General features: G+C 71.1%; 18 protein-coding genes. 9 read left to right on the forward strand and 9 right to left on the reverse strand.

All coding sequences use genetic code 11. From position 1 onward, the window contains the following. The 3 genes from OWR29_RS00005 to OWR29_RS00015 all read right to left on the reverse strand — a co-directional run. Positions 1 to 780 (reverse strand): hypothetical protein (locus tag OWR29_RS00005; protein WP_267560070.1); only part of this gene is annotated, 780 nt, incomplete at its 3' end. 665 nt (positions 781 to 1,445) lie between these two features. Further along, on the reverse strand, positions 1,446 to 2,294 hold the full coding sequence (locus OWR29_RS00010) for an aldo/keto reductase (RefSeq protein WP_267560072.1): 849 nt from the start codon (positions 2,292 to 2,294) through the stop codon (positions 1,446 to 1,448). Between the two features lie 89 nt (positions 2,295 to 2,383). Beyond that, the gene (locus OWR29_RS00015) at positions 2,384 to 3,598 is read right to left on the reverse strand and encodes a pectate lyase (protein WP_267560073.1); all 1,215 of its coding nucleotides are present in this window, start codon (positions 3,596 to 3,598) and stop codon (positions 2,384 to 2,386) included. Between the two features lie 153 nt (positions 3,599 to 3,751). On the opposite strand from OWR29_RS00015, the gene OWR29_RS00020 reads away from it, so the two are divergent. After that, positions 3,752 to 6,073: an SDR family NAD(P)-dependent oxidoreductase gene (locus tag OWR29_RS00020; protein WP_267560076.1), complete on the forward strand. Its 2,322-nt coding sequence runs from the start codon at positions 3,752 to 3,754 to the stop codon at positions 6,071 to 6,073. Here OWR29_RS00020 and OWR29_RS00025 read toward each other — a convergent pair. Then, positions 6,039 to 6,797 (reverse strand): SDR family oxidoreductase, encoded by a 759-nt coding sequence (locus OWR29_RS00025; protein ID WP_267560078.1) that lies wholly within the window; start codon positions 6,795 to 6,797, stop codon positions 6,039 to 6,041. The two genes, OWR29_RS00020 and OWR29_RS00025, sit on opposite strands and share 35 nt — an antisense overlap. Before the next feature lie 128 nt (positions 6,798 to 6,925). On the opposite strand from OWR29_RS00025, the gene OWR29_RS00030 reads away from it, so the two are divergent. Continuing rightward, a complete protein-coding gene (locus tag OWR29_RS00030; RefSeq protein ID WP_267560079.1) occupies positions 6,926 to 8,371 on the forward strand; it encodes a sulfatase family protein in 1,446 nt (481 codons plus the stop codon). 40 nt (positions 8,372 to 8,411) lie between these two features. Here the strand turns inward: OWR29_RS00030 and OWR29_RS00035 are convergent, their stop codons facing one another. From OWR29_RS00035 to OWR29_RS00045, 3 genes are all read right to left on the reverse strand, one after another. Next, positions 8,412 to 9,077, reverse strand: a complete 666-nt coding sequence (locus OWR29_RS00035) for a hypothetical protein (RefSeq protein WP_267560080.1) — start codon at positions 9,075 to 9,077, stop codon at positions 8,412 to 8,414. Continuing rightward, the gene (locus OWR29_RS00040) at positions 9,077 to 9,595 is read right to left on the reverse strand and encodes a SigE family RNA polymerase sigma factor (RefSeq protein ID WP_267560082.1); all 519 of its coding nucleotides are present in this window, start codon (positions 9,593 to 9,595) and stop codon (positions 9,077 to 9,079) included. The genes OWR29_RS00035 and OWR29_RS00040 overlap by 1 nt, the downstream gene beginning before the upstream one ends. An 82-nt stretch (positions 9,596 to 9,677) precedes the next feature. Further along, entirely contained in the window at positions 9,678 to 10,136 is a 459-nt protein-coding gene (locus OWR29_RS00045; RefSeq protein WP_267560083.1) for a hypothetical protein, read from the reverse strand. 178 nt (positions 10,137 to 10,314) lie between these two features. Between OWR29_RS00045 and OWR29_RS00050 the strand changes: the two genes are divergently transcribed. From OWR29_RS00050 to OWR29_RS00065, 4 genes are all read left to right on the forward strand, one after another. Next, positions 10,315 to 11,109 carry a polysaccharide deacetylase family protein gene (locus tag OWR29_RS00050; protein ID WP_267560084.1) on the forward strand — a complete coding sequence of 265 codons (795 nt, stop codon included), beginning with the start codon at positions 10,315 to 10,317 and terminating at the stop codon, positions 11,107 to 11,109. A 3-nt stretch (positions 11,110 to 11,112) separates the two neighbouring features. Then, positions 11,113 to 12,189, forward strand: coding sequence for an LCP family protein (locus tag OWR29_RS00055; protein WP_267560085.1), 1,077 nt, complete (start codon positions 11,113 to 11,115; stop codon positions 12,187 to 12,189). Positions 12,190 to 12,261: 72 nt separating this feature from the next. After that, entirely contained in the window at positions 12,262 to 13,344 is a 1,083-nt protein-coding gene (locus tag OWR29_RS00060; RefSeq protein ID WP_267560086.1) for an alpha/beta hydrolase family protein, read from the forward strand. A gap of 50 nt (positions 13,345 to 13,394) precedes the next feature. Beyond that, positions 13,395 to 14,222, forward strand: coding sequence for an SAM-dependent methyltransferase (locus tag OWR29_RS00065; protein WP_438872542.1), 828 nt, complete (start codon positions 13,395 to 13,397; stop codon positions 14,220 to 14,222). A 210-nt stretch (positions 14,223 to 14,432) separates the two neighbouring features. On the opposite strand, the gene OWR29_RS00070 is transcribed toward OWR29_RS00065, so the two are convergent. Next, positions 14,433 to 17,033: an ATP-binding protein gene (locus OWR29_RS00070; RefSeq protein ID WP_267561156.1), complete on the reverse strand. Its 2,601-nt coding sequence runs from the start codon at positions 17,031 to 17,033 to the stop codon at positions 14,433 to 14,435. A 284-nt stretch (positions 17,034 to 17,317) separates the two neighbouring features. On the opposite strand from OWR29_RS00070, the gene OWR29_RS00075 reads away from it, so the two are divergent. After that, entirely contained in the window at positions 17,318 to 18,136 is an 819-nt protein-coding gene (locus OWR29_RS00075) for an SAM-dependent methyltransferase (RefSeq protein ID WP_267560088.1), read from the forward strand. A gap of 32 nt (positions 18,137 to 18,168) precedes the next feature. Here OWR29_RS00075 and OWR29_RS00080 read toward each other — a convergent pair whose 3' ends face one another. Further along, positions 18,169 to 19,047, reverse strand: coding sequence for a chorismate mutase (locus OWR29_RS00080; protein ID WP_267560089.1), 879 nt, complete (start codon positions 19,045 to 19,047; stop codon positions 18,169 to 18,171). A gap of 95 nt (positions 19,048 to 19,142) precedes the next feature. Here OWR29_RS00080 and OWR29_RS00085 point away from each other — a divergent pair, with 95 nt between their 5' ends. Together OWR29_RS00085 and OWR29_RS00090 are read left to right on the forward strand one after the other, a co-directional pair. After that, entirely contained in the window at positions 19,143 to 19,577 is a 435-nt protein-coding gene (locus tag OWR29_RS00085) for a hypothetical protein (protein ID WP_267560090.1), read from the forward strand. Positions 19,578 to 19,609: 32 nt separating this feature from the next. Next, positions 19,610 to 20,440, forward strand: coding sequence for an aldo/keto reductase (locus OWR29_RS00090; RefSeq protein ID WP_267560091.1), 831 nt, complete (start codon positions 19,610 to 19,612; stop codon positions 20,438 to 20,440). The last annotated feature ends 11 nt before the right edge of the window (positions 20,441 to 20,451 follow it).

The following is a 20,451-nucleotide window of genomic DNA, read 5'->3' on the forward strand; positions in this document are numbered from 1 at the left end:
ATCGTTGTCCAGCACGTAGTCGCCGCCGACGCGGTACACCAGCACATGATGGGCGTCGGCCTGCAGCAAATCGGCGTCGCTCCGCTCCGCGCGCCGGTACCACTTGCTCTTCTCGGCCTTCGCGAGGTGCCGCCGGGCGGTAATCGGATACTGAACGACCGTTCGACCGACTCGAGTCGCGACAGCAAGATTTGCACCGGTATTAGCCGGCCCACCCATCGACAGGTCAAGCAGTCCGAGGTCGGATTGTTGATTGACGGTCGCGTAGTCTCGAGTCAGCTCTTTCAGCTCGTCTCCCGACAACGCCCGTGCCAACGCTGCGCGGACCAGCCGGGCGTCGCCGCCGCCGTGCCGATTGCTGAGCTCATTGAGGGAAAGTTGGCTGCTGTGCAGCGCACGGATAGCGTCCCGCCGGTGCGGGCGGTGACGAAGTAATCCGGCCCATAAGCGCATGACCAGATTCAACCGGTCTGGTTCGTCAAGCGAATAGCGGACCACGTAGTGGATGACCGCGGGGTGGTCGGTTCGGAAGCTCCGGACTTGGAACACCGCCAGCACTGCAGACATGACAATGTTCCGGACGCGGATTGACTCGCCGATCCCAGATGAACATTCTCGCATCTTTTCGTCAAGCAGGGAGAGTAGGAGGAGGGCCTCGCCGTCCTGGCCGTCGGTCAGTCGGGCGAACAATTGTGCGAGCTCGTCGCGCGTCGAGGCCTGCTGTTTCTCTGTCCCGGTGGTCAGTCGGCGCCACAAATCGTTGACGGCGTCCACCGTCACAGGTCGTGTCTCCGCGGGGCGAGGGTTCATAGACTCATTGGGCGATCGACCGGCCGGCGGGTCTCCGCCCGGGTCGCTCCCGACCGACTCCTCGGACGGGTCCGACACAGGACTTGCGTCGTCCATCTTCGGGTCCTAACCGGCGACCTTGAGCACGTACCTGGAGCTGGCAGATTCCTGCATGTGAACCCCAACTTCCGCCTTTGAGCCGCAAGAATCGAACGACCCTCACCGTTCCAGAGTTCACGACAAGAAGCATTACGGCAAGACCGGCGCACGTCAGGCCTCGGCCGGGTGAAGGTTTGTCAATCTCCTGGACCGTGACTACCGATGACGGCGAGAGTGGCCATCCACCCGGACACGTGCGTCCTCGCCAAGCGCACGCTCATGCGCTTGGCGAAGACGGCCAGCACGTCGTCGGGATACAAGTCGCGGCGCTCCGACAGCGTCAAATTGGACGCAGTGTGTGACTGGTTCCGCCACCGCCGATGAACACGCTTCAGCCTCATCGGCTGCTCTCCGAGGGCACGGGCACCTTCAGTCAGCCACCGCCCGGCATCGTGAGGAAAGCGTGGCTCATCAACGTCGGTGAACCGAGCCGAGCCGATGTCGGATTCTGGTCGCCGGAGTTGACCGCGGGGCCGCCGCTCCCGCCGGTGCCTCTATCAGTGGCCGCTGATGGCGGCTACCTCGGCCGGGGTCAAGGTCAGGTCGGCGGCGGCCACGTTTTCGTCGAGGTGGCCGGTTGAACCTGTGCCGGGGATGGGCAGGATGTTGGGGGAGCGGGCCAGCAGCCAGGCCAGGACGATCTGGTGGGGCGTGGCGCCGTACTTTGTGGCCGCCTGCTGGACGGCGGTGTTGCTGTCCAGGTTTTGGATGGGGGCCCACGGCAGGAAGACCAGCTGCTCCTGCTCGCACAGGTCGACCAGGGATTCCGACTTGCGGTCGTCGACGTTGTAGCGGTTCTGCAGCGAGACGATCGGGGTCAACCGTTGCGCTGTGCGTAGCTGGTCCTCGGTGAAGTTGGAGACGCCGATGTGCCGGATCTTGCCTTCGGCCTGCAGCTCGACCAGGGCGCCGATCGAGTCCTCTAGCGGCACCTTCGGGTCGGGGCGGTGGAACTGGTACAGCGGGATCTGATCGAGCCGCAGGCGGCGCAGGCTGCCCTCCAGGGCCTCGCGCAGGTGTTCCGGGCGGCCGTTGGGCTGCCAGTTGCCGGGGCCGGGGCGCACCAGGCCGCCCTTGGTGGCGATCACCAGGTCGTCGGCGTAGGGATACAGGGCCTCGGCGATCAGCGTCTCGCTGACGTCGGGGCCGTACGAGTCGGCGGTGTCGATGAAGTTGACGCCCAGCTCGACGGCCCGGCGCAGCACCGCCTTGGCCTCGTCGCGGCTCTTCGGCTCGCCCCAGATGCCGTCGCCGGTGATGCGCATGGCGCCGTAGCCGAGACGGTTGACCGTCAGGTCGCCGCCGACGTCGATGGTGCCCGCGGAACCGGCTTGTGGTGTGCTCACGGTGACTCCTCTGCCGTAGCTTCGAAGTCCGACGTTAGCCCCAGGTCACGGGAGGACGCGCTCGCTCCTCCCGTGACCTGGGGCACTGCCTAGCGGTACGTGATGTCGCTCTGGCTGACCTTGCAGTTGGCGTCGTTCCAGCCGGCGCCCAGGTACTTGGGCTCGCTGCCCTTGGCCACGCCCTGGTACTTGCCGCAGACGGTGGCGCTGGAGGCGTTGCTCAGGGTGACCCGGGTGATGGTGGCCGTGTCGCCCCAGTTGGAGTTGATGCCGGCGACCATGTCGATGTCGTTCAGCAGCACGTTGTCGATGCGGACGTGGCGGGTGTACGAGTTGGTGCAGTTGCCGCAGCCGCGGTACAGCTTGCCCGAACCGCTCAGGTAGAAGCCCGAGATGTTGACCGTGCCGTTGCCGTTGTGCTGGAACGTCTTGTCGCTGCCGTTCCGCGCGCCGCCGCCGATCACGTAGCTGGTGCCGCCGCCGGTGCCCTTGAAGGTCGCGGCGTCCTCGCCGATGTCGTTCCACCACACGTTGCGGATCGTGCAGGTGCCCTCGCAGTGCACGCCGTCGCCGGCCGGGGAGCCGAGGATGACGTTCTGCAGCGTGCCGCCGTTGGCGATCTTGAACATCGGGTCCTGGGACTCGCTCTGCGAGCCGTCACCGATGCAGCAGTACGTCTTCATGCCGCCGTCGAAGGTGCCGGAGACGTTGACCGTGCCGGAGATGCTGACCGTGCCCGCCGAGGACGGCCAGGCGCCGGTCGGCGTACCCCCGGAACCGCCGGTCGGCGGCGGGGAGGTCGGCGTCGTCGGGGGCGGGGTGGTCGGGGTCGTGCCGCCGCCACCGTTGTACGTCTCGAACTCGGCGATGCGCGGTGCGGCGGATGCGCTCGTGATGTCGAGGGTGAGCTTCTTCAGCGAGGTGGAGGCGAACGAGATGGTGCTCGGGCTGCCGCTTCCGCTGCTCAGCACGGCGCCGCTGTCGGCGTTGAGCAGGCGCCAGGCGCTGATCGTGCCGCCGCCCGAGGCCTGCCGGATGACCGCCGACGAGACGGTGGTGGCGCTGCTCCACTTGACCGAGACGTAGCCGGTCGAGCTGGCCGGCGACCAGTACGTGCTTGTGTTGCCGTCCTTGATGTTGCCGTAGCTGGTGCCGCTGGCCTTGCTGGAGCCGTCGGCCCCGCCGTTGAGGCTCAGGTTGTCGGCCGCGAGGGCCTGGGTGGCCGGCAGCGTCAACATGATCGCGGCGGTGGTGAGCGCGGTGGCGGCTCCGGCCGACCACCGCAGGGCGACTGATCGTTTCATCCTCGTCTCGCTTCCAATCGGGGGTGCGTCGCGCCGCCCTCCCCACGACAGGAAAGCGCTTACCTCGGGACGATAGGCACCCGTCGATATCAAGACAAGGAGTTGCAGGATTTGCAGTGGGCCGGTGCTTTCGCGAGCGTCCACACTGGCGCGGTGAACATCATCAAGCGGTGGGTGCGGATCGCGGCCGGGATCACCGGGCGCGGTCCCCGGGAGCGGCGGCTGCGAGCGGTCGTGGACGGCCGGATCGTGCTGGTCACCGGCGCGTCGGAGGGCATCGGCGCCGCCACGGCTCGCCGTCTGGCTGCGGCCGGCGCGACCGTGCTGCTTGTTGCGCGTACGAGGGAAAGGTTGAAACAAGTAAGCGGAGAAATCGCCGCCGCGGGCGGCCGGGCCTTCGTGCACCCGGCCGACCTTTCCTCGCCGGAGGCGGCCGCCGAGCTGGCCGCGGACCTGGTGGCGCGCTACCGCCGGATCGACGTCGTGGTGAACAACGCCGGGCGGTCCATCCGGCGCCCGGTGGCCGAGACCGCCGACCGGTTCCACGACATCCAGCGCACCGCGAGCCTGAACTACCTCGGGCCGGTCCAGTTGATGCTGGTGCTGCTGCCGGCGATGCGGGCGACCGGCGGCGGGCACGTCGTCAACGTGTCGACGGCCGGGCTGTCCCTGCACACTCCGAATTGGTCGGCCTACCACGCCTCCAAGGCGGCGTTCGACACGTGGCTGCGCAGCGCGGCCGTGGAGATGCGGCGCGACGGCATCACGGTCAGCACGGTCTACTGCAATCTGGTCCGCACCCGGATGAGCGCGCCGACGCCGCACTTCCGGCGGGCCCCGGCCATGTCGGCGGACGAGGCGGCCGGGATCGTGTGCCGGGCGGTGGCCCACCACCGGTCGTGGTGGCCGTGGTGGGCTCGGATCGGTTCGGTGGTGTCGGCGGCGATGCCGCGCACCGTCGAGCGGGCGCTGGCCGCGGGGGTGCGGGCGCTTGACGCCCTCGAGCCGCTACGGGTGCTGGCGGCGAGCGGTCTTTTGCGTCCCCAGCGGCTCGTACGGGTTCTGCGTGCCGGGCGGCGCGGGCGCAACTTGGACACGGCGCTGGCCGCCGGGCCGCCCAACGGGCTTGCTCTGGTCGACCCGGACGGGCCGGTCACCTACCCGGAGCTGGACGCGATGGCCGAGGCCTGCGTGGCGAACGCGGCGGCCACGCTCGGCCTGCGGACCGGCGACCGGGTCGGGCTGGCCTGCGACGGCCACCGGGGCTTCGTGGCGGTGGCGATCGGGCTGGCCCGGCTCGGCGTCGACGTCGTGCTGCTGCCACCCGATCTGCCCCGCGACCGCCTGACCGAGGTGCTGCGCCGGGAAAGGGCCACCGGGCTGGTCGGCGAGCCGGGCGGGGCAACCGGCGACGTGACCTGGATGGCCTGGCCGGACCTGCTGGCCGGGCCGGTTGGCGGGCCGAGGTCCCGTACGCGAAAGGGGCGCATGTCCGTGCTGACCTCCGGCACCACCGGCGTGCCGCGCAGCGTGTCCCGCCCGCTGCCGCTGGGCATGCTGCTCGGCCCGGTCACCACGCACCTGCGGCTGACGCCGGTGCGTCCGGGCGAGCCCATCGTCGTGGCCACCCCGCCGCATCACGGGTACGGCCTGACCTACCTCGCCGCCGGTCTCACCTTGGGCGCCCCGGTGGTTCTGGTGCCCGGCGGTGATCCGGAGCGGATTTTGAGCGCGGTCGCCGAGCACGGCGCCGGCCTGATGTTCGTACTGCCGATCCAGCTGCGCCGCATGGCTGAGCTGCCCGCCGCGCGATGGCCGGCCCTCGACTCGTTGCGCGGTGTGGTCAGCGGCGCTGCGGCGCTGCCGCCCGACCTGTGCGAGCTGTTCCCCGGCCGGTTGTTCAACATGTACGCCACCACGGAAGCCGGCTGGGCGTCGATGGCCACCCCGGCCGATCTGCGGGCCGCCCCCGGCACGGTCGGGCGGGCGCCGCGCGGGGTCCGGATCCGGGTCGTCGAACCCGGCGGCACGCCGTTGCCGCCGAACCGGATCGGCGAGATCCAGGTCCGGGGCTGGCACCCGGACGGGCAGTGGCTGGCGACCGGGGATCTCGGCCACCTCGATCCGGCCGGCCGCCTGTTCGTCGACGGCCGGCTCGACGACATGATCGTCTCCGGCGGCGAAAACGTCTACGCCGGCCCGGTGGCCGCGATCCTGACCAGCCACCCGGACGTGGCCGACGCGTTGCTCGAGCCGGTCGCCGACCCGGAGTTCGGTCAGCGGCTGCGCGCGACCGTCGAGGTCCTTCCGGGCCGTACGCTGACCGCCGCCGAGCTGCGGAAGTGGCTCGACCCGAGGCTGTCCCGGGCCGAGCGCCCCCGCGACATCACCGTCGTCGCGGCGCTGCCCCGCACGGCCACCGGCAAGCTGGTGCGCTCGGTCAACCAGCCGAAGGCCCCGACGCCTGGTCGGTGAAGTAGTGCACGGTGTGGCCGGCGAGCGGGCTGGTCCCGGCGGCCACCTCGGCGATGTGCACGCCCACGTCGGTGGCCGGGATCCAGTTGGGGTCGTCGACGCCGGCCAGTTGCCGGGGGCGGGTGCGGACGAAGCCGAGGATCAGCTCGTAGATGCGGGGTCCCTGCCCGTCCAGCTCGACCGCGAGGGTGCGGGTCAGCGACTTGGTGGCCGCGCTGCCGGCGGCGACCGCGGCCGCCATCGGGAAGGGCAGGTCCGCCGACAAGCCGTTGAGTTGCAGGATCATGCCGTCGGAGCCCAGCAGCGGGACGAAGGCCCGGTAGGCGCGGAACACGGTGGTCTGGTTCTGCCGCAGCTGGTCCTCCCATTCCGGGTCGCTGAGCTCGAGCAGCGGTTTGCGGCCCTGGCGGCCCCAGTCGGCGACGCTGATCACGACTCCGTGCAGGCCGCCGAACTCGGTGGCCAGGGTGGACGCCTCCTCGGTCAAGGCGGGGTCGAGCAGGTCGAGTTCGCGGACGTGCAGCTGCGGGTCGTCGATCCGGCGGGCAAACTCGTCGAGGCGCCCGGCCGAGCGCGAGGTGGCCACCACCGTGGCCCCGGCGGCGAGCAGGGCCCGGACGACGCCTTCGCCGACCCCGCCGGCCCCGCCGACGACGACAACGGTGGACCCGGTGAGGTCGGTGTGTGGTTGCGCCCATGCGGGCGAGGTGAGCGTGTCAGTCATGCCCTTACGTTCGCCCCTGCGAAGCGAGCGGACATACGTGTAACGACTGGCGCCGGCCCGGCTCGTCCTGACACAACTCGTACATCGCGCTGATCGTCGCCGATCAATGGGCGGGCAGGGTGCGGACGATGAGGACTTCACTGATTCGCGCCGGGTCTGCGCTGGCGGCGGCGCTGTTGCTGTTCGGGATGACGGCCGGGGCCTGCGCCGGGCCTCCGGCCGGTGATGAGCGGAGCCCGGTCAACGTCGTCTTCGTGCTCACCGACGACCTGTCCGCCAATCTGGTGCAGTACATGCCCAACGTGCGGGCCCTGGCTCAGGACGGCACCACGTTCTCGCAGTACACGGTGACCGACTCGCTGTGCTGCCCGTCGCGCTCGTCGATTCTCACCGGGCGCTACCCGCACAACACCGGCGTCTTCACCAACAGCGGCGACGACGGCGGCTTCCACGTCTTCCAGCGGGAACAGGAGCGGGACACCTTCGCCACCAGCCTGCGGTCGCGCGGATACCGGACCGCGATGATGGGCAAGTACCTGAACGGCTATCAGCCCGGCGAGCACGGGGTGCGGCCCGGTTGGACCGAGTGGGACGTGGCCGGCGGCGGCTACGGCGAATACAACTACAACCTCAACGAGAACGGCGCCGTCCGGCACTACGGCCAGGCGCCCGAGGACTACCTGACCACGGTCGTCGAGGGCAAGGCCGAGTCGTTCATCACCGCCTCGGCCGAGGCGGGGGAGCCGTTCCTGCTCGAGGTGGCCACGTTCACCCCGCACGGGCCGTACGTTCCGGCGCCGGAGGACAAGCAGGCGTTCCCGGGGCTGAAGGCGCCGCGGGGGCCGTCGTTCGACAAGCTCCCCTCGGACGCGCCGGACTGGCTGGCCGGGCGGGCGCCGCTCACCGCCGCCCAGACGGCCCAGCTCGACACGGCGTACCGCAAGCGGGCGCAGTCGGTGCTGTCGATCGACCGCATGATCGGCAACCTGCGGCAGACCCTGGAAAAGGCCGGGGTCGCCGACCGTACGGTCGTGGTCTTCAGTTCCGACAACGGCTTCCACCTGGGCGAGCACCGGCTGACCGCGGGCAAGCAGACCGCCTTCGACCACGACGTGCACGTGCCGCTGGTGGTGGCCGGTCCCGGCGTACGCGGGGGAGCCACCGTGGAGGCGCCGGTGCTGAACATCGACCTGCGCCCGACGTTCGAGCAGTTCGGGGGCGTGACACCCGGCCCGGCGGTGGACGGGCGGAGTCTGCTCCCGTGGTTGCGGGACGGCCAGGCGCCCGGCTGGCGGACGACCGGTCTGGTCGAGCACCACGGCCCCGGCCAGGCCGCCGATGACCCGGACCGGCAGGCGCCGGCCGGTGGGACTCCGCCGACCTATGCCGCGTTGCGCGGGCCGGACTTCACCTACGTCGAGTACGAGGGCGGCGCCCGGGAGTACTACGACCGCACCACCGACCCGGAAGAGCTGTTGAACACGGCCGCCAAGCTCCCCGCCGCCCGCGCCACCGAGTTGCACGAGAAGCTGGAGAGCCTGCGCGGGTGCCGGGGAGCCGAGGGGTGCGGCTGAGCACCGGCCGCGCAGCTCGACACTGGCCCCCCCCGAGCCGCTAGTCCATCTCGCAGAACGGGGGGTCGCCCTCGGTGATGCCCAGGTCCTGACACCGGTAGCTGCTGCCTTGGCTGTGGTAGCGCCAGCCCGGGCCGGGCTCGTAGCGGAACAGGTAGATGCCGTCGCCGGGGGTCGGGCCCTGCGGGGCGGCCGTCGCCCAGGTCTGCCAGCACTTCACGCTGGAGGGCACGAAAGACCAGTCCTCGGGCAGGTCGACCAGCTTCTCCAGGGTCTTCGCGGAGGGGCAATCCGGATATCGGGGCGGGTTGCTGGTCGTCGTGGACGACTGTGGCGGACTCGAAGTCGTAGTGGACGACCGCGGCGGTCTCGAGGTCGGGGTGTGGCTGGGCGCCGTCGACGTCGACGTGAGGCTGGGAGAAGGGGTGTGCGTCGGAGTCGGAGGCGGGGTCGGTGTCGGAGTTGGGCTGGAGGTCGGGGAGTAGGTCGCGATCGGCGGGGTGGGGGCGGACCGGTCGGCTGTGGCGTAGGCGACGGCGCCGGCGATGGTGAAGACCGCGGCCGCGGCTGTCGCGGTTGCGGCGATGCGGGTACGGCGTTGGGACTGACGCGACTTGCGCAGGGTCCGCGCGTACATGTCCGCGTTGCCGCCGTGTTCGGCCAGGTCGGCCATGGCCCGGCGCAGCCGCCCGTGGTCGTCGGTCATCAGCCTTCCTCCGTCACGGCCGAGAGCAGGTCGGGGGCCAGGTGGCGGACGCGGGCCAGGGCCTTGCTGGTCTGCGACTTGATCGTGCCGACCGAGCAGTTGAGCAGTTCCGCCGCCTCGGCCTCGCTGCGGTCCTCGAAGAACCGCAGCACCAGCACGGCCCGTTGCCGCCGGGTGAGCCGGGCCAGCACCTCGTGCAGGGCGAGCTTGAGATCCGTGCGGTGGGCGTGGTCGCTGCCGGGCGCGGCCACATCGGCCATCTCGCCCGGCATCGACTCGACTATCCGGCGGCGGCGCCACCGGCTCACGTGCAGGTGGTACATGGCCGTACGGGTGTAGGCCTCGAAATGCCCGGGGTCGGTCAGCCGGCGCCGGCCGCGGTGCGTGCGGGCCAGCGCGTCCTGCACCAGATCCTCGGCGAGATGCCTGTCCCCGGTCAGCAGGAAGCCCGTCCTCAGAAGGGCCGCCGACCGGGTGCGGACGAAATCGCAGAAGAGGTCGTCAGTGGACTCCGGCATGCTCCGCTCGTCTTCCCCGTGCGCCGAGCTGTGCGCTACACCGTACTTCGTACGGGCCATCACGCGGCCCCGTCGGCCGGGATCACGGGTATTGGCAGAACGGCGCGGGCTCGTGGATGCCGAGGTCCTTGCAGAAGTACCCGCTGCCCTGGCTGTGATAGCGCCAGCCCGCATCGGACGCGTACCGGAACAGGTAGATGCCGTCGCCCTTGTTCGGGCCCTCCGGCTCGGTCGTCGCCCAGCTCTTCCAGCACTTCACCCGCGCGAAGTGCCAGCCCTCCGGCAGGTCGACCAGCTTCTCGAACTCCTTGGCCGGAGGACAGACGCCGGAACCGTGCTCGGGTCCCAGCGAGTCCCGGGTCGCCGAGGGCGACGGCGCCTTCGTCGTTGGAGCAGGAGCGGGCGAAACGGGAGCGGATGAGATAGGAGTGGGTGACGGCGCAGAGGCGGAGGCGGGTGCGGATGACGCCGTGGAACCGCAGGCGGTGAGCCCGAGCAGGACGGCGACGGCGGGCAGGGCGAGCCGGTGAGGTGCGGACATTTCAAGATCCCCCGAATGATGGCAGTGGCGCTACACCCGGGTACATGCGATTCCGGCCGCCCAGGTTGCCGCCCGAGGCAAGAAAAACTTGGGCGTACGGGAAACTCATCAGTTCCTGACAACTCGTCACCACACTTCGAAACTCCGCGACCGCGCGGAGCCGGAGGTGACGAACCAGATGACAGGACAACAGTGGACCGGCCGCAGGCGGGTGCTTCTCGCCCTCGGTGGTCTGTCGCTGCTCAGCGGCTGCGCCCAGCAAAGGCCGCAGTCGCAGCCACAATCTGAGCCGGCGTCGCCCGATCTGCCCCGGCCCACGGTGGGCTCCCCGCCGCCACCACCGTCACCCTCCCCGACGGGCCTGCCCCGCATCCCCGTCCAGAAGGAGCCGCGCTACGTCGTGCCGCCCGGCCGGGGCCCGAAGGTCGTGGCGCTCACCTTCGACGACGGCCCGCATCCGGCGTACACCCCGCAGGTTCTCAAGCTCCTGCGGAAACACCACATCAAAGCCACCTTCTTCGTGATCGGGCAGCAAGCGGCCGCTCACCCCGACCTGGTGCGCGCGATCATCGATGATGGACACATGGTCGGCACCCACACCTGGTCCCACGCGGATCTGCACCGGCTGCCGGCCGGCCGTGTCCGGTCGGAGGTGGGTCGTACGGTGGAGAACGTCGCCAGGACGACCGGCCGCATTCCTAACCTTTTCCGGGCCCCGTACGGAAGTTGGTCGCGCACGGTTTTCGAGGTGTGCGCGGCGCTCGGGCAGACGTCGATCGCGTGGGACGTCGATCCCCGCGACTGGGACGACCCCGGTGCGAGCAGGATCCGGTCGAGGATCCTGGCTCAGGTCGGCCACCGGTCGATCGTGCTCACCCACGACGGCGGCGGCGACCGGTCACCGACCGTCCAGGCTCTGCGAAGTGTTCTTCCGGTCCTGCTCGATTCCGGCTACCGGTTCGTGGGGGTGTGAGCGATGAGACGACGCTGGCGGTTGGTGCTCACCATAGTTCTCGCGCTGCTCGTCACCGGGTCGCTGGCCGCCTTCGCCGGGATGCGGCTGCTCTCGCGCCGCTACGAGGGTGCGGTCGCGCGGGCCGACCTGCTGCCGGCCGCCCCGAGCCGGTCCGCGGGCGCCCCGGCCGAGCCGACCGAGCCGCCGAAGGTCAAGGGCCCGATGAACCTGCTGCTCGTCGGCTCGGACAGCCGCACGAAGGGCGAACCGGGCGACGGCCGCAGCGACGTCGTCATCCTGGTGCACATCCCCGAGTCGACCGGCCGGGCGTACGTGATCTCGATCCCGCGCGACACGTACCTGCCGATCGCCACGGCCGGCGGCGAGCGCGGCCCCCGGAACAAGGTCAACGCGGCCTACGCGTGGGGCGGCGTGCCCCGGCTCGTGCAGACCCTCAACCAGTTCGGCGGCATCACCGTCGACTGGCCGGTCCTCATCGACTTCGCCGGGATCCGCAAGCTCACCGATCTGGTCGGCGGCGTCGACGTGGTCATCGACAAGAGGAGCGTGGACTCCTACCGGTTCCTGCCGGAGAACAGCCCGTACCCGTCGGCGCCGTGCACCGACCCGCAGGGCCGGTCCCGCCGCTGCGTCGCCTTCCCGGCCGGGAAGGTGCACCTCGACGGGCAGCTGGCCGAGTACTACGTCCGTCAGCGCCGGGGCCTGCCCAACGACGACTTCGACCGGTCCAAGCGGCACCAGCAATACCTGCGGGCGCTGGCCGAGAAGATCGCCGAGCAGAACCTGCTGACCGACCCGCGGGGCCTGGACCGGCTGGTCCGGACCGCGGCCGGCATGCTCACGGTCGACCGGCGCATGCCGGTGCAGCGCCTGGCCTTCACGCTGCGCCACCTGCGGGCGAAGGACATGACGTTCCTGACCCTGCCCATCGCCGAGAACCGGGACGTGCCGGGGGTCGGTGCGGTGATGGTGCCCGACGCGGAGCAGTGCCGGGAGTTGTTCGCCGCCCTGCGCGCCGACCGGCTGGACGAGTACACGCGCGTGCACCCACCCAACGACGTACGGCACGGGCGTTGATGCCTTTGGTCGGGGTCGAGTGTTCACTTTCGGCAGTTACCGGGGCCGCCGCCCGTTCCTAGCGTGAGGCGCATGAGAATCCGCGCCTTGGCCGCCCTGTTCCTGCTGGTGGTGACGCTGCCGATCGGCGCCGCCGCGACCGCCGCTCCCGCCCTCAGCCTGCCCCGCCCGACCGGGCCGTACGCCGTCGGCACCACCTGGCTGCACCTGACCGACACCGCCCGGGCCGACCCGTGGCGGCCGGACGTGCGGCGCGAGCTGATGGTGTCGCTGTGGTACCCCGCCCGGCCCGGCCGCGGCGCCCCAGCTCCGTACACCACGGCCGCGGTCTCGTCGCGGATCGTCGCCGCCGAGGGCCTGCCCCTGCCGCCGGACGTGCTGACCACCGTGTCCACCAACGCCCGGCGCGACCTGCCGGTGCGCCCGCCGGCCGGTAAGGGCTGGCCGCTGGTGGTGCTGTCGCCCGGGTTCAGCCCGAGCCGCGAATCGCTGACCGGGCTGGCCGAGGACCTGGCCTCCCGGGGCTATGTGGTGGCCGGGGTGGACCACCCGTACGAGGCCCGCGGCGTCGAGTTCCCCGACGGCCGGGTCGCCGAGTGCCTGGCCTGCGAGCTGGACGACGTAATGCCGCAGGTGGTGCGGGGCCGGGCGGCCGACGTGTCGTTCCTGCTGGACCGGTTGACCGGCGCCCGGCCGGCGTGGCGCGGCGCCCGCTACCTCGACCGTCACCGGATCGCCGTGGTGGGCCACTCGATCGGCGGGGCGAGCGCCGCGCACCTGCTGACCACCGACCGGCGGGTGGACGCGGCCGCCGACCTGGACGGCACCCTGTTCGTCCCCGTTGTCACGAACCGGCCGCTGCTGCTGGTGGGCGCGGACCGGCCGGCCGACGCCAGCTGGGTGCGGGACTGGCCCGGCCTGAGCGAGTGGAAGCGGTGGCTGACCGTCGCCGGCACCGGGCACATGTCGTTCACCGACCGGCCCGTGCTCGGCGCCCAGCTCGGCCTGGACCCCGGCGCCGTCCCGGCCGAGCGGCAACTGCTGATCACCCGCACGTACGTGGCCGCCTTCCTCGACGTACACCTGGGAAAGCGCGACCAGCCGCAGCTGGACGGACCCTCGCCGGCCTTCCCCGAGGTCACCCGGACGAGATGAGCGGAGCGCCAGCATTAAGATGACCGGACCGATCGACGGACGTGGAGACGATGATGAGCATCGGCGAGGGCACGGACAGGCGCGGCGGGCCGGACCTCGATCCCACCCGGCCGCATCCGGCGCGGCGCTACAACTACTGGCTCGGCGGCAAGGACAACTTCCAGGCCGACCGCGATGCCGGTGACGCCATCGCCAAAGTGTTCCCGCACATCCGCACCGCGGCACGCGAGAACCGGGCGTTCATGCAGCGGGCGGTGCGGCACCTGACCCGCGAGGCCGGCGTGCGGCAGTTCCTCGACATCGGCACGGGGCTGCCGACCGCCGACAACGTGCACGACGTGGCGCAGGGCATCGCCCCGGAATCGCGGATCGTCTACGTGGACAACGACCCGCTGGTGCTCAGCCACGCCCGGGCCCTGCTGACCAGTTCGGACGAGGGCGCCACGGCCTACATCGACGCCGACGTGCGTGATCCCCAGAAGATCCTCGACGATCCCGCCGTACGCGAAACGTTGGACTGGACCCGGCCGATCGCGCTCCAGCTGGTGGCGATCATGCACTTCGTCGAGGACCACGAGGACCCATGGGGCATCGTGAATCGGCTGGTCGGCGCCCTGCCGACCGGCAGCTACCTGATGTTGTCGCACGCGACCTTCGACCCGCTCGACGCCGAGACGATCGCCAAGATGAACGCCATCAACGAGGGCATCAAGCCGCGGTTCTCGCCCCGGTCGCTGGCCGAGGTCTCCCGCTTCTTCACCGGGCTCGAGCTGCTGGAACCGGGCATCGTCTCGGTTCAGGACTGGCGTGGCGAGCCGGGGCCCCGGCCGACCGCGGCCGAGGCCACCGGCTACGCGGCGGTCGCCCGGGTCGGCTGAGAAAAGCCCGAGGCCGGCTGAGAAAAGCCCGAGGCCGGCTGAGAAAAGCCCGAGGCCGGCTGAGGAAAGCCAAAGGCCGGCTGAGGAAGCCCAAGGCCGGCTGAGAAACGGTCGGGGTCGGTCGGATTACGCCGTACGCCTGTCCCGCACCGCCATGATCGGCGAGGACGAGCGGAATCGGCAGCCGAACGGGGGAACGATGGCCCACGCTCACGGCGTCGTCGTTCGGTTGCCGTTTCGGTCGGCCAGCAGACGGCGTACGCCGTCCGCCTCGTACATGCCGTGTTCGACGTAGAGGTGCAGGGCCCGCTCGAAGAACGCCCGGGCCGACGCCGGATCGCCCTGCCGCTCGAAGGTGTGTCCGAGTCCCGTGTACGCCCGGCCCCGCTGCTCGGCCATCTCGGTGTCGCCCGCGATGGCCAGCGCCGCCTCGAACCAGGTGACCGAGGCCGCGAGCCGGCCCGCCGCGCGGGTCGCCTCGCCGAGCCCGTTGAGGATGTCGGCCTCCGAGACCCGGTCGCCGACCTCCCGTTTGATCGCCAGCGCCTGCTCGTGCAGCTCGATGGCCCGCTCGGGTTCGCCCCGGCGGGTGTGCACCAGGGCGAGGGCGTCCAGGGCCTCCGCCTCGATGCTGCGGTTGCCCAGCCGCCGGCACAGGGTCAGGGCTTCCTCGCAGTGCTGCTCGGCCTCGTCGAGCCGCCCGCTTCGCACCTCGATGGTCGCCAGGTTGCTCAGGCCCTTGGCGACGCCGTGCCGGTCGCCGGCCTCCACGTGGACGGCGAGCCCGCGGTTCAGGAACTCGAGCGCCTCGTCGAAGTTGCCGAGCGTCCCCTCGTTGTAGCCGAGGTTGTCCAGGGCCCGGGCCTCGCCGATCCGGTCGTCGGCCTCCCGGTACAGGGCCAGCGCCTTCTCGTAGTGGACCTTCGCCGCCGCCGGACCACGGTGGTAGAACTCGAGGTTGGCCCGGTTGATCACCGCGTGGGCCTGACCGCGGACGTCGTGGATGCTGCGGAACAGCTGGGCCGACCTCTGCAGACGATCGGCCGCCGGTTCGGTCCGGCCCAGATTGGTGTACGCGACACCCAGGGCCGACAGCGCGGTGGCTTCGGCCCGGGAGTCGCCGACCGCCTGGGCGGCTCGCGTCGCGTGCTCGTTCACGGTCAGCAGGTCGCGATAGCTGGTGTTCAACAGGTGGCGGAACAGCACCTCGGCCAGGCGGCTGGTGTGCGTCGGCCAGCCCCGGTCGGCGGCGTACGCGGCAATGGCCAGCAGCGTCGAATACTCGCTGTTCAGCCAGGCCGAAGCGTCCTCCGGGCCGGACAGGACCGGCGCCGCCGTGGTCGTTTCCGGGGCCTGGGGCCGGCGGTCGGCGCCCGTAGGATACAGGATCCGCATCGCCGTCGCGGCGGTGGCCAGGTAGTGGTCGAGCAGACGGGTCAGGGCCGCCCGGCGTTCGACCGGCCGCTCCTGCTCGTGCGCGCGCTCGGCCGCGTGGATGCGGATCAGGTCGTGCTGGGTGTAGCGGTCGTCGCCGGCCAGCTGGATCAGGTGGTCGTCGCACAACCGGCGCAGCCCGGCCCGCGCCGCGTCCAGGTCGCCGCCGGTCAGCGCGGCCGCCGCGTAGTCGTCGAAGTCCTCGGCCGGGTGCAGCGCCACCAGCCGGAGCAGCCGCTGCCGCTCGGCGTCCAGGTTCCGGTAGGACCGGTCCAGGGCAAGGGCCACCCCGTCGTCCAGCCGCCCGGCCCGGCGGCGCTCGTCGAGCCATTCCGCGTGGTCGGCCAGGGACCAGTCCGGCCTCGCCCGCACCTGCGCCGCGACCAGGCCGAGCGCGAGCGGCAGCCGTCCGCAGAGCTCCGTGATGCGGGCAGCGGCTTCCGGCTCTTCCCGTACGACGGCCGGGCCGACCTCGTCCGTCAGGAACCGCAGTGCCTCCGGGCGGCCGAACACCTCGAGCTTCAGCGAGACGGCCGGGCTCAGCTCGGCGAGGCTCCGGCGGCTGGTCACCAGCACCGAGCAGCCCGGCGTGGCCGGCAGCAGGGGCCGGACCTGGCCGGCGCCGGCCGCGTTGTCCAGCACGACCAGCGTGCGGGTGCCGGCCAGCCGCTCGTGGAAGAGCCGACGGCAGGCCTCCAGGTCGCGCGGGACGGTCGAACCGGGCACGCCGAGCAGCCGCAGGAAGCCGTCCAGCACCGCGACCGGGTCGGCCGGCGGGTGGCCGGGATCGGGGTCGAAGCCGCGCAGGCCGGCGAAGAGAACCCTGTCGTGGGGGAGCAGGTGCGCCGCCCGTACGGCCAACTGGGTCTTGCCGACCCCGGCCATCCCCTCGATCGTGGCGATTGCGACCGGGCCGCCGGCGGTGAGCGCGTCCCGCAGCCGGCGCAGCTCGTCCGCGCGGCCCGTGAACACCGGCAGATCCGGTGGCAGAGAGTCGTACACCCGGACCTGGGACGACGCCCGCCGCTGGCCGGCGACGGCCTGCAGCGCCTGCTGCCATTGCGCCAGGTAGTTGTGGTCGGGATGCAGCGCGTGGACGATCGCCGTCACCAGTTCCGCGCTGAGCCGGCGCCGCCCGGGCCGGAAACAGTCGACCACAGTGGTCCGGCCGACCAGCTCGCTGTCCGGCCGCCCGGCCCGGCGCCACGCCGCGTTGACCAGCGTGGTGATCCGCGCGTAGGACGGATCGCCGGCCCAGACCTTGAGCGTGCCCAGCCGTTCGGCCAGCTCGTCCACTGTCATCGCCACACCCGGATCGGGCGGTTCCAAGGTTTCGTCGCGGGGCGCCGGCGCGTTCGCGGCCAGAGCCTTGGTCACTGCCCGGTGCAGGGTGGCCAGGCTGGGCACGCGGCCGCCGCCGGCCTCGGCCACCAGCTCGCGGTGCAGCGCGGACACGTTGCCACCACAAAGGGCCAACCGATCGAGCAGCGCGGCCTCGGCGACGAACTCAACGCGATCCACCAGCAGCATTCCCATGATCGACCGGTCCCGGCGGCTCGGACCACCTCGACCTACCACTATGCGGCAGAACGGGTCCACATGGCATCTCGTGAATGGGTAAAGTGCCGGAAATCGGTTCTCGGACGTCGACGGGGGACAATGTGACCGGGTCTGATCCGGCCGCGCCGGTGATCGACACGTCGGTGCCGCACCCGGCCCGGCGCTACGATTACTGGCTGGGCGGCAAGGACAATTTCGCGGCCGATCGGGAATCGGCCGACGCCATCGAGGCCAAGTTCCCCGGCATGCGCGCCGGCATCCGCGCCAACCGCGCCGTGCTGCGCCGGATGACCGAGTTCCTGGCCGGCGAGGCCGGTGTCCGGCAGTTCCTGGACATCGGCACCGGCCTGCCGACGGCCGACAACACGCACGAGGTGGCGCAGCGGTCGGCGCCCGCGGCGCGGGTGCTCTACGTCGACAACGATCCGCTGGTCATGTCGCACGCGCGGGCCCTGCTGGCCGGCAGTCCCGAGGGGGCCACCGACTACATCGAGGCCGACCTGCGCGATCCGGAAAGCATTCTGGACGCCGCCCGGGACAGGCAGGCGCTGGACTTCACCCGGCCGGTGGCGCTGATGCTGATCGCCGTGCTGCATTTCCTGCGGCCGGGTCGAGGGCAGGCCCACAGCGTCGTACGCACATTGGTCGACGCCTTGCCGTCGGGCAGCTACCTGGCGGCGACCCACTTCACCGTGGACTTCATGCCCGCCGAGGAAAAGGCCCGCTATCAGCACCTGCTCGACGCGGGGATCAGCGACATCTGGCCGCGCGACCGGGCCGCGTTCGCCGCCCTGTTCGACGGCCTGGAGCTGGTCGACCCCGGCATCGAGCTGATCAGCCGGTGGCGGCCCGGCCCGCAGCCCGACAGCACCGACCCCAGCCGGATCAGCATCTGGGGCGCCGTCGCCCGCAAGCCCTGATCCGGCCGCGCGTCCTGATCCGGCCGCGCGGTTCAGGAATCGCGGTGCCGGGCCAGCTCGAGCTCGGTGAACGCGGTGATCATCGAACGCCAGACCGACTCGGCCACGTCGGCGTCCAGCCCGGCCGCCGTGGCCTTGGCGCGGACGGCGGCGACGACTCGTTCGACCCGGTCCGGCGCGCGTACGGCCTGCTCGTCGGTCTTGAAGCCGGCTGCGGCCTCGACCAGGGTCTGCCGGCGGGCCAGCAGGGCGACGATCTGGGTGTCGAGGTCGTCGATCCGGGCGCGGACGTCGCCCAGGGACTCGACATCTTGCTTCCCCGCGTCTTTCCCGGTGGGATGGGCGTCCTTCCTGGCGAAGATGACGTCGCCGGCGCGGGCCAGCACCTCGGCCCGGGTGCGGCCGCCGTGGTCGGCGGCCAAGAAGTGCTCGCCGATGAGCAGGCAGAAGGCCAGGACGCTGCGGGCCTCGACCTCGTCCGGGTCGGAGCAGAAGGTGCCGATCGACTCGCGTAGCAGGGTCATGCGCCGGTTGTCGACGCGGCGCAGGCGCTCGGCCACCGCCTCGTCGCGGCGGGCCCAGTCACGGACAGCGAGGTCGATCGGAAGCAGCCGATCGGTGGAGAAGGTGAGCACTCCCGCTCGCTTGGTCCGGGTGACCAGGTCGCCGCCTTTCTCGGCCACCCGGGCGGCCACGTCGTCGGTGCTTTCCCGTTCCCACGTCTCCAGCATCGCGGTCAGCAGAGCGTCGCGGTCGGCGAAGGAACCGTAGAAGCCGCCCTTGGTCACCCCGAGCTGTTTGGCCAGCGCTTCCACGCGTACGGCATCGGGGCCTCCCGTGGCGAGAGCCTTCAGCCCCTGCTCAATCCAGCTTTCCCGCGGTGTGCGGGTGACGAATCCACTATGCCGCACGTCACTCTCCTCGTGTACGCACCCGTATATACGCCGCCGTATGTGGTCGCTAGGCTGAGCGTATACGGTACCGTACACGTCGAAGGGGTTCCGTCATGGCCGTCGCCAGTCCACTCTTCACCATCCACTACACCGACCGTTTCGTCGTGGGCACCGACCGGCGACGGACACCGGAGGAGTGGGCCCGGGCCATCTTCGGTGACGTCCCGAACGCCGGCGAAGTGTTCATCTGGCGGGTCATCCTGGGCCTGCGACTGAGCCGCAGCCGATCCGCCGGCACCGTCGCCGGGTGGCGCATCGCCGGCCGCAGCCCCCAGGCAATCCGGCTCGAGGCGGCCTCCTCGTTCATGACGGCCAACCTGGTCGTCCGGGCCGCCGACGGTGAGGTTTCGCTGTCGACCTACGTGCGCTACGACCGGGCGAGGGCCCGGCTGATCTGGGGGCCGCTGTCCGTCGTACACAAATGGCTGGCGCCGAGGGCCCTGGTTTCCGCGGCGTCAGGCCGGGCAGTGCAGAGTGGGAGCCAGTAGGCGCCGATCATTTTGAAGCAGGAGAGAAGACCATGGCCGCAGGAGAGCTGACCCAGGACGGGCGGGCGCGTGTGCTCGCCGACGGCAACGAAATTCCGCTGCTCGCGCTCGGTGTGTGGCAGGTGCCGGACGGGCCCGAGTGCGAGGACTCGGTGCGCTGGGCGCTCGAGGCCGGCTACCGCCACATCGACACGGCCCAGGCGTACGGCAACGAGGCCAGCGTCGGGCGGGCCCTGCGCGACAGCGGCGTCGCCCGGGAGGACGTCTTCATCACGACGAAGTTCTACCCCGGTTCGAAAGACCCGGAAGCCGAGGCGCAGCGCAGCCTCGAACGCCTCGGCGTGGACGCCGTCGACCTCTACATCGTGCACTGGCCGCAGGGCGGCCCGACCTGGGCCTGGGAGGGCATGCAGCGCGCCCAGCGGAGCGGCTACGCCCGCTCCATCGGCATCTCGAACTTCAGCGCGTCCGAGGTCGACGAACTGCTCAAGGTGGCCGAGGTCGCGCCGGTCGTCAACCAGGTGCAGTTCAGCCCGTTCGAGTTCCGCCGCGACCTGCTGACGGCCTGCGAGGCCCGCGGCCTGGCCCTGGAGGCCTACAGCCCGCTGGGCACCGGCCGCCACCTGCGCGACCCCCAGGTGGCCGAGATCGCCGACCGCCTGAACCGCACCCCCGCCCAGGTCCTGATCCGCTGGGCCCTGCAACGCGGCCTGATCGTGCTCCCCAAGTCCACCCACCGCGAGCGCATCGAACAGAACGCCCAGGTCTTCGACTTCGAGCTGACATCGGCCGACGTGGAAGCCTTGGACGGCCTCGACGCCACCGGCGGCACGGACCGCGCCCTGGAACAGCCCTGGTGGTGAGCCCCGCCTGA

It is taken from the genome of Paractinoplanes pyxinae, assembly GCF_026626335.1.
In the GTDB taxonomy this organism is placed as follows: domain Bacteria; phylum Actinomycetota; class Actinomycetes; order Mycobacteriales; family Micromonosporaceae; genus Actinoplanes; species Actinoplanes pyxinae.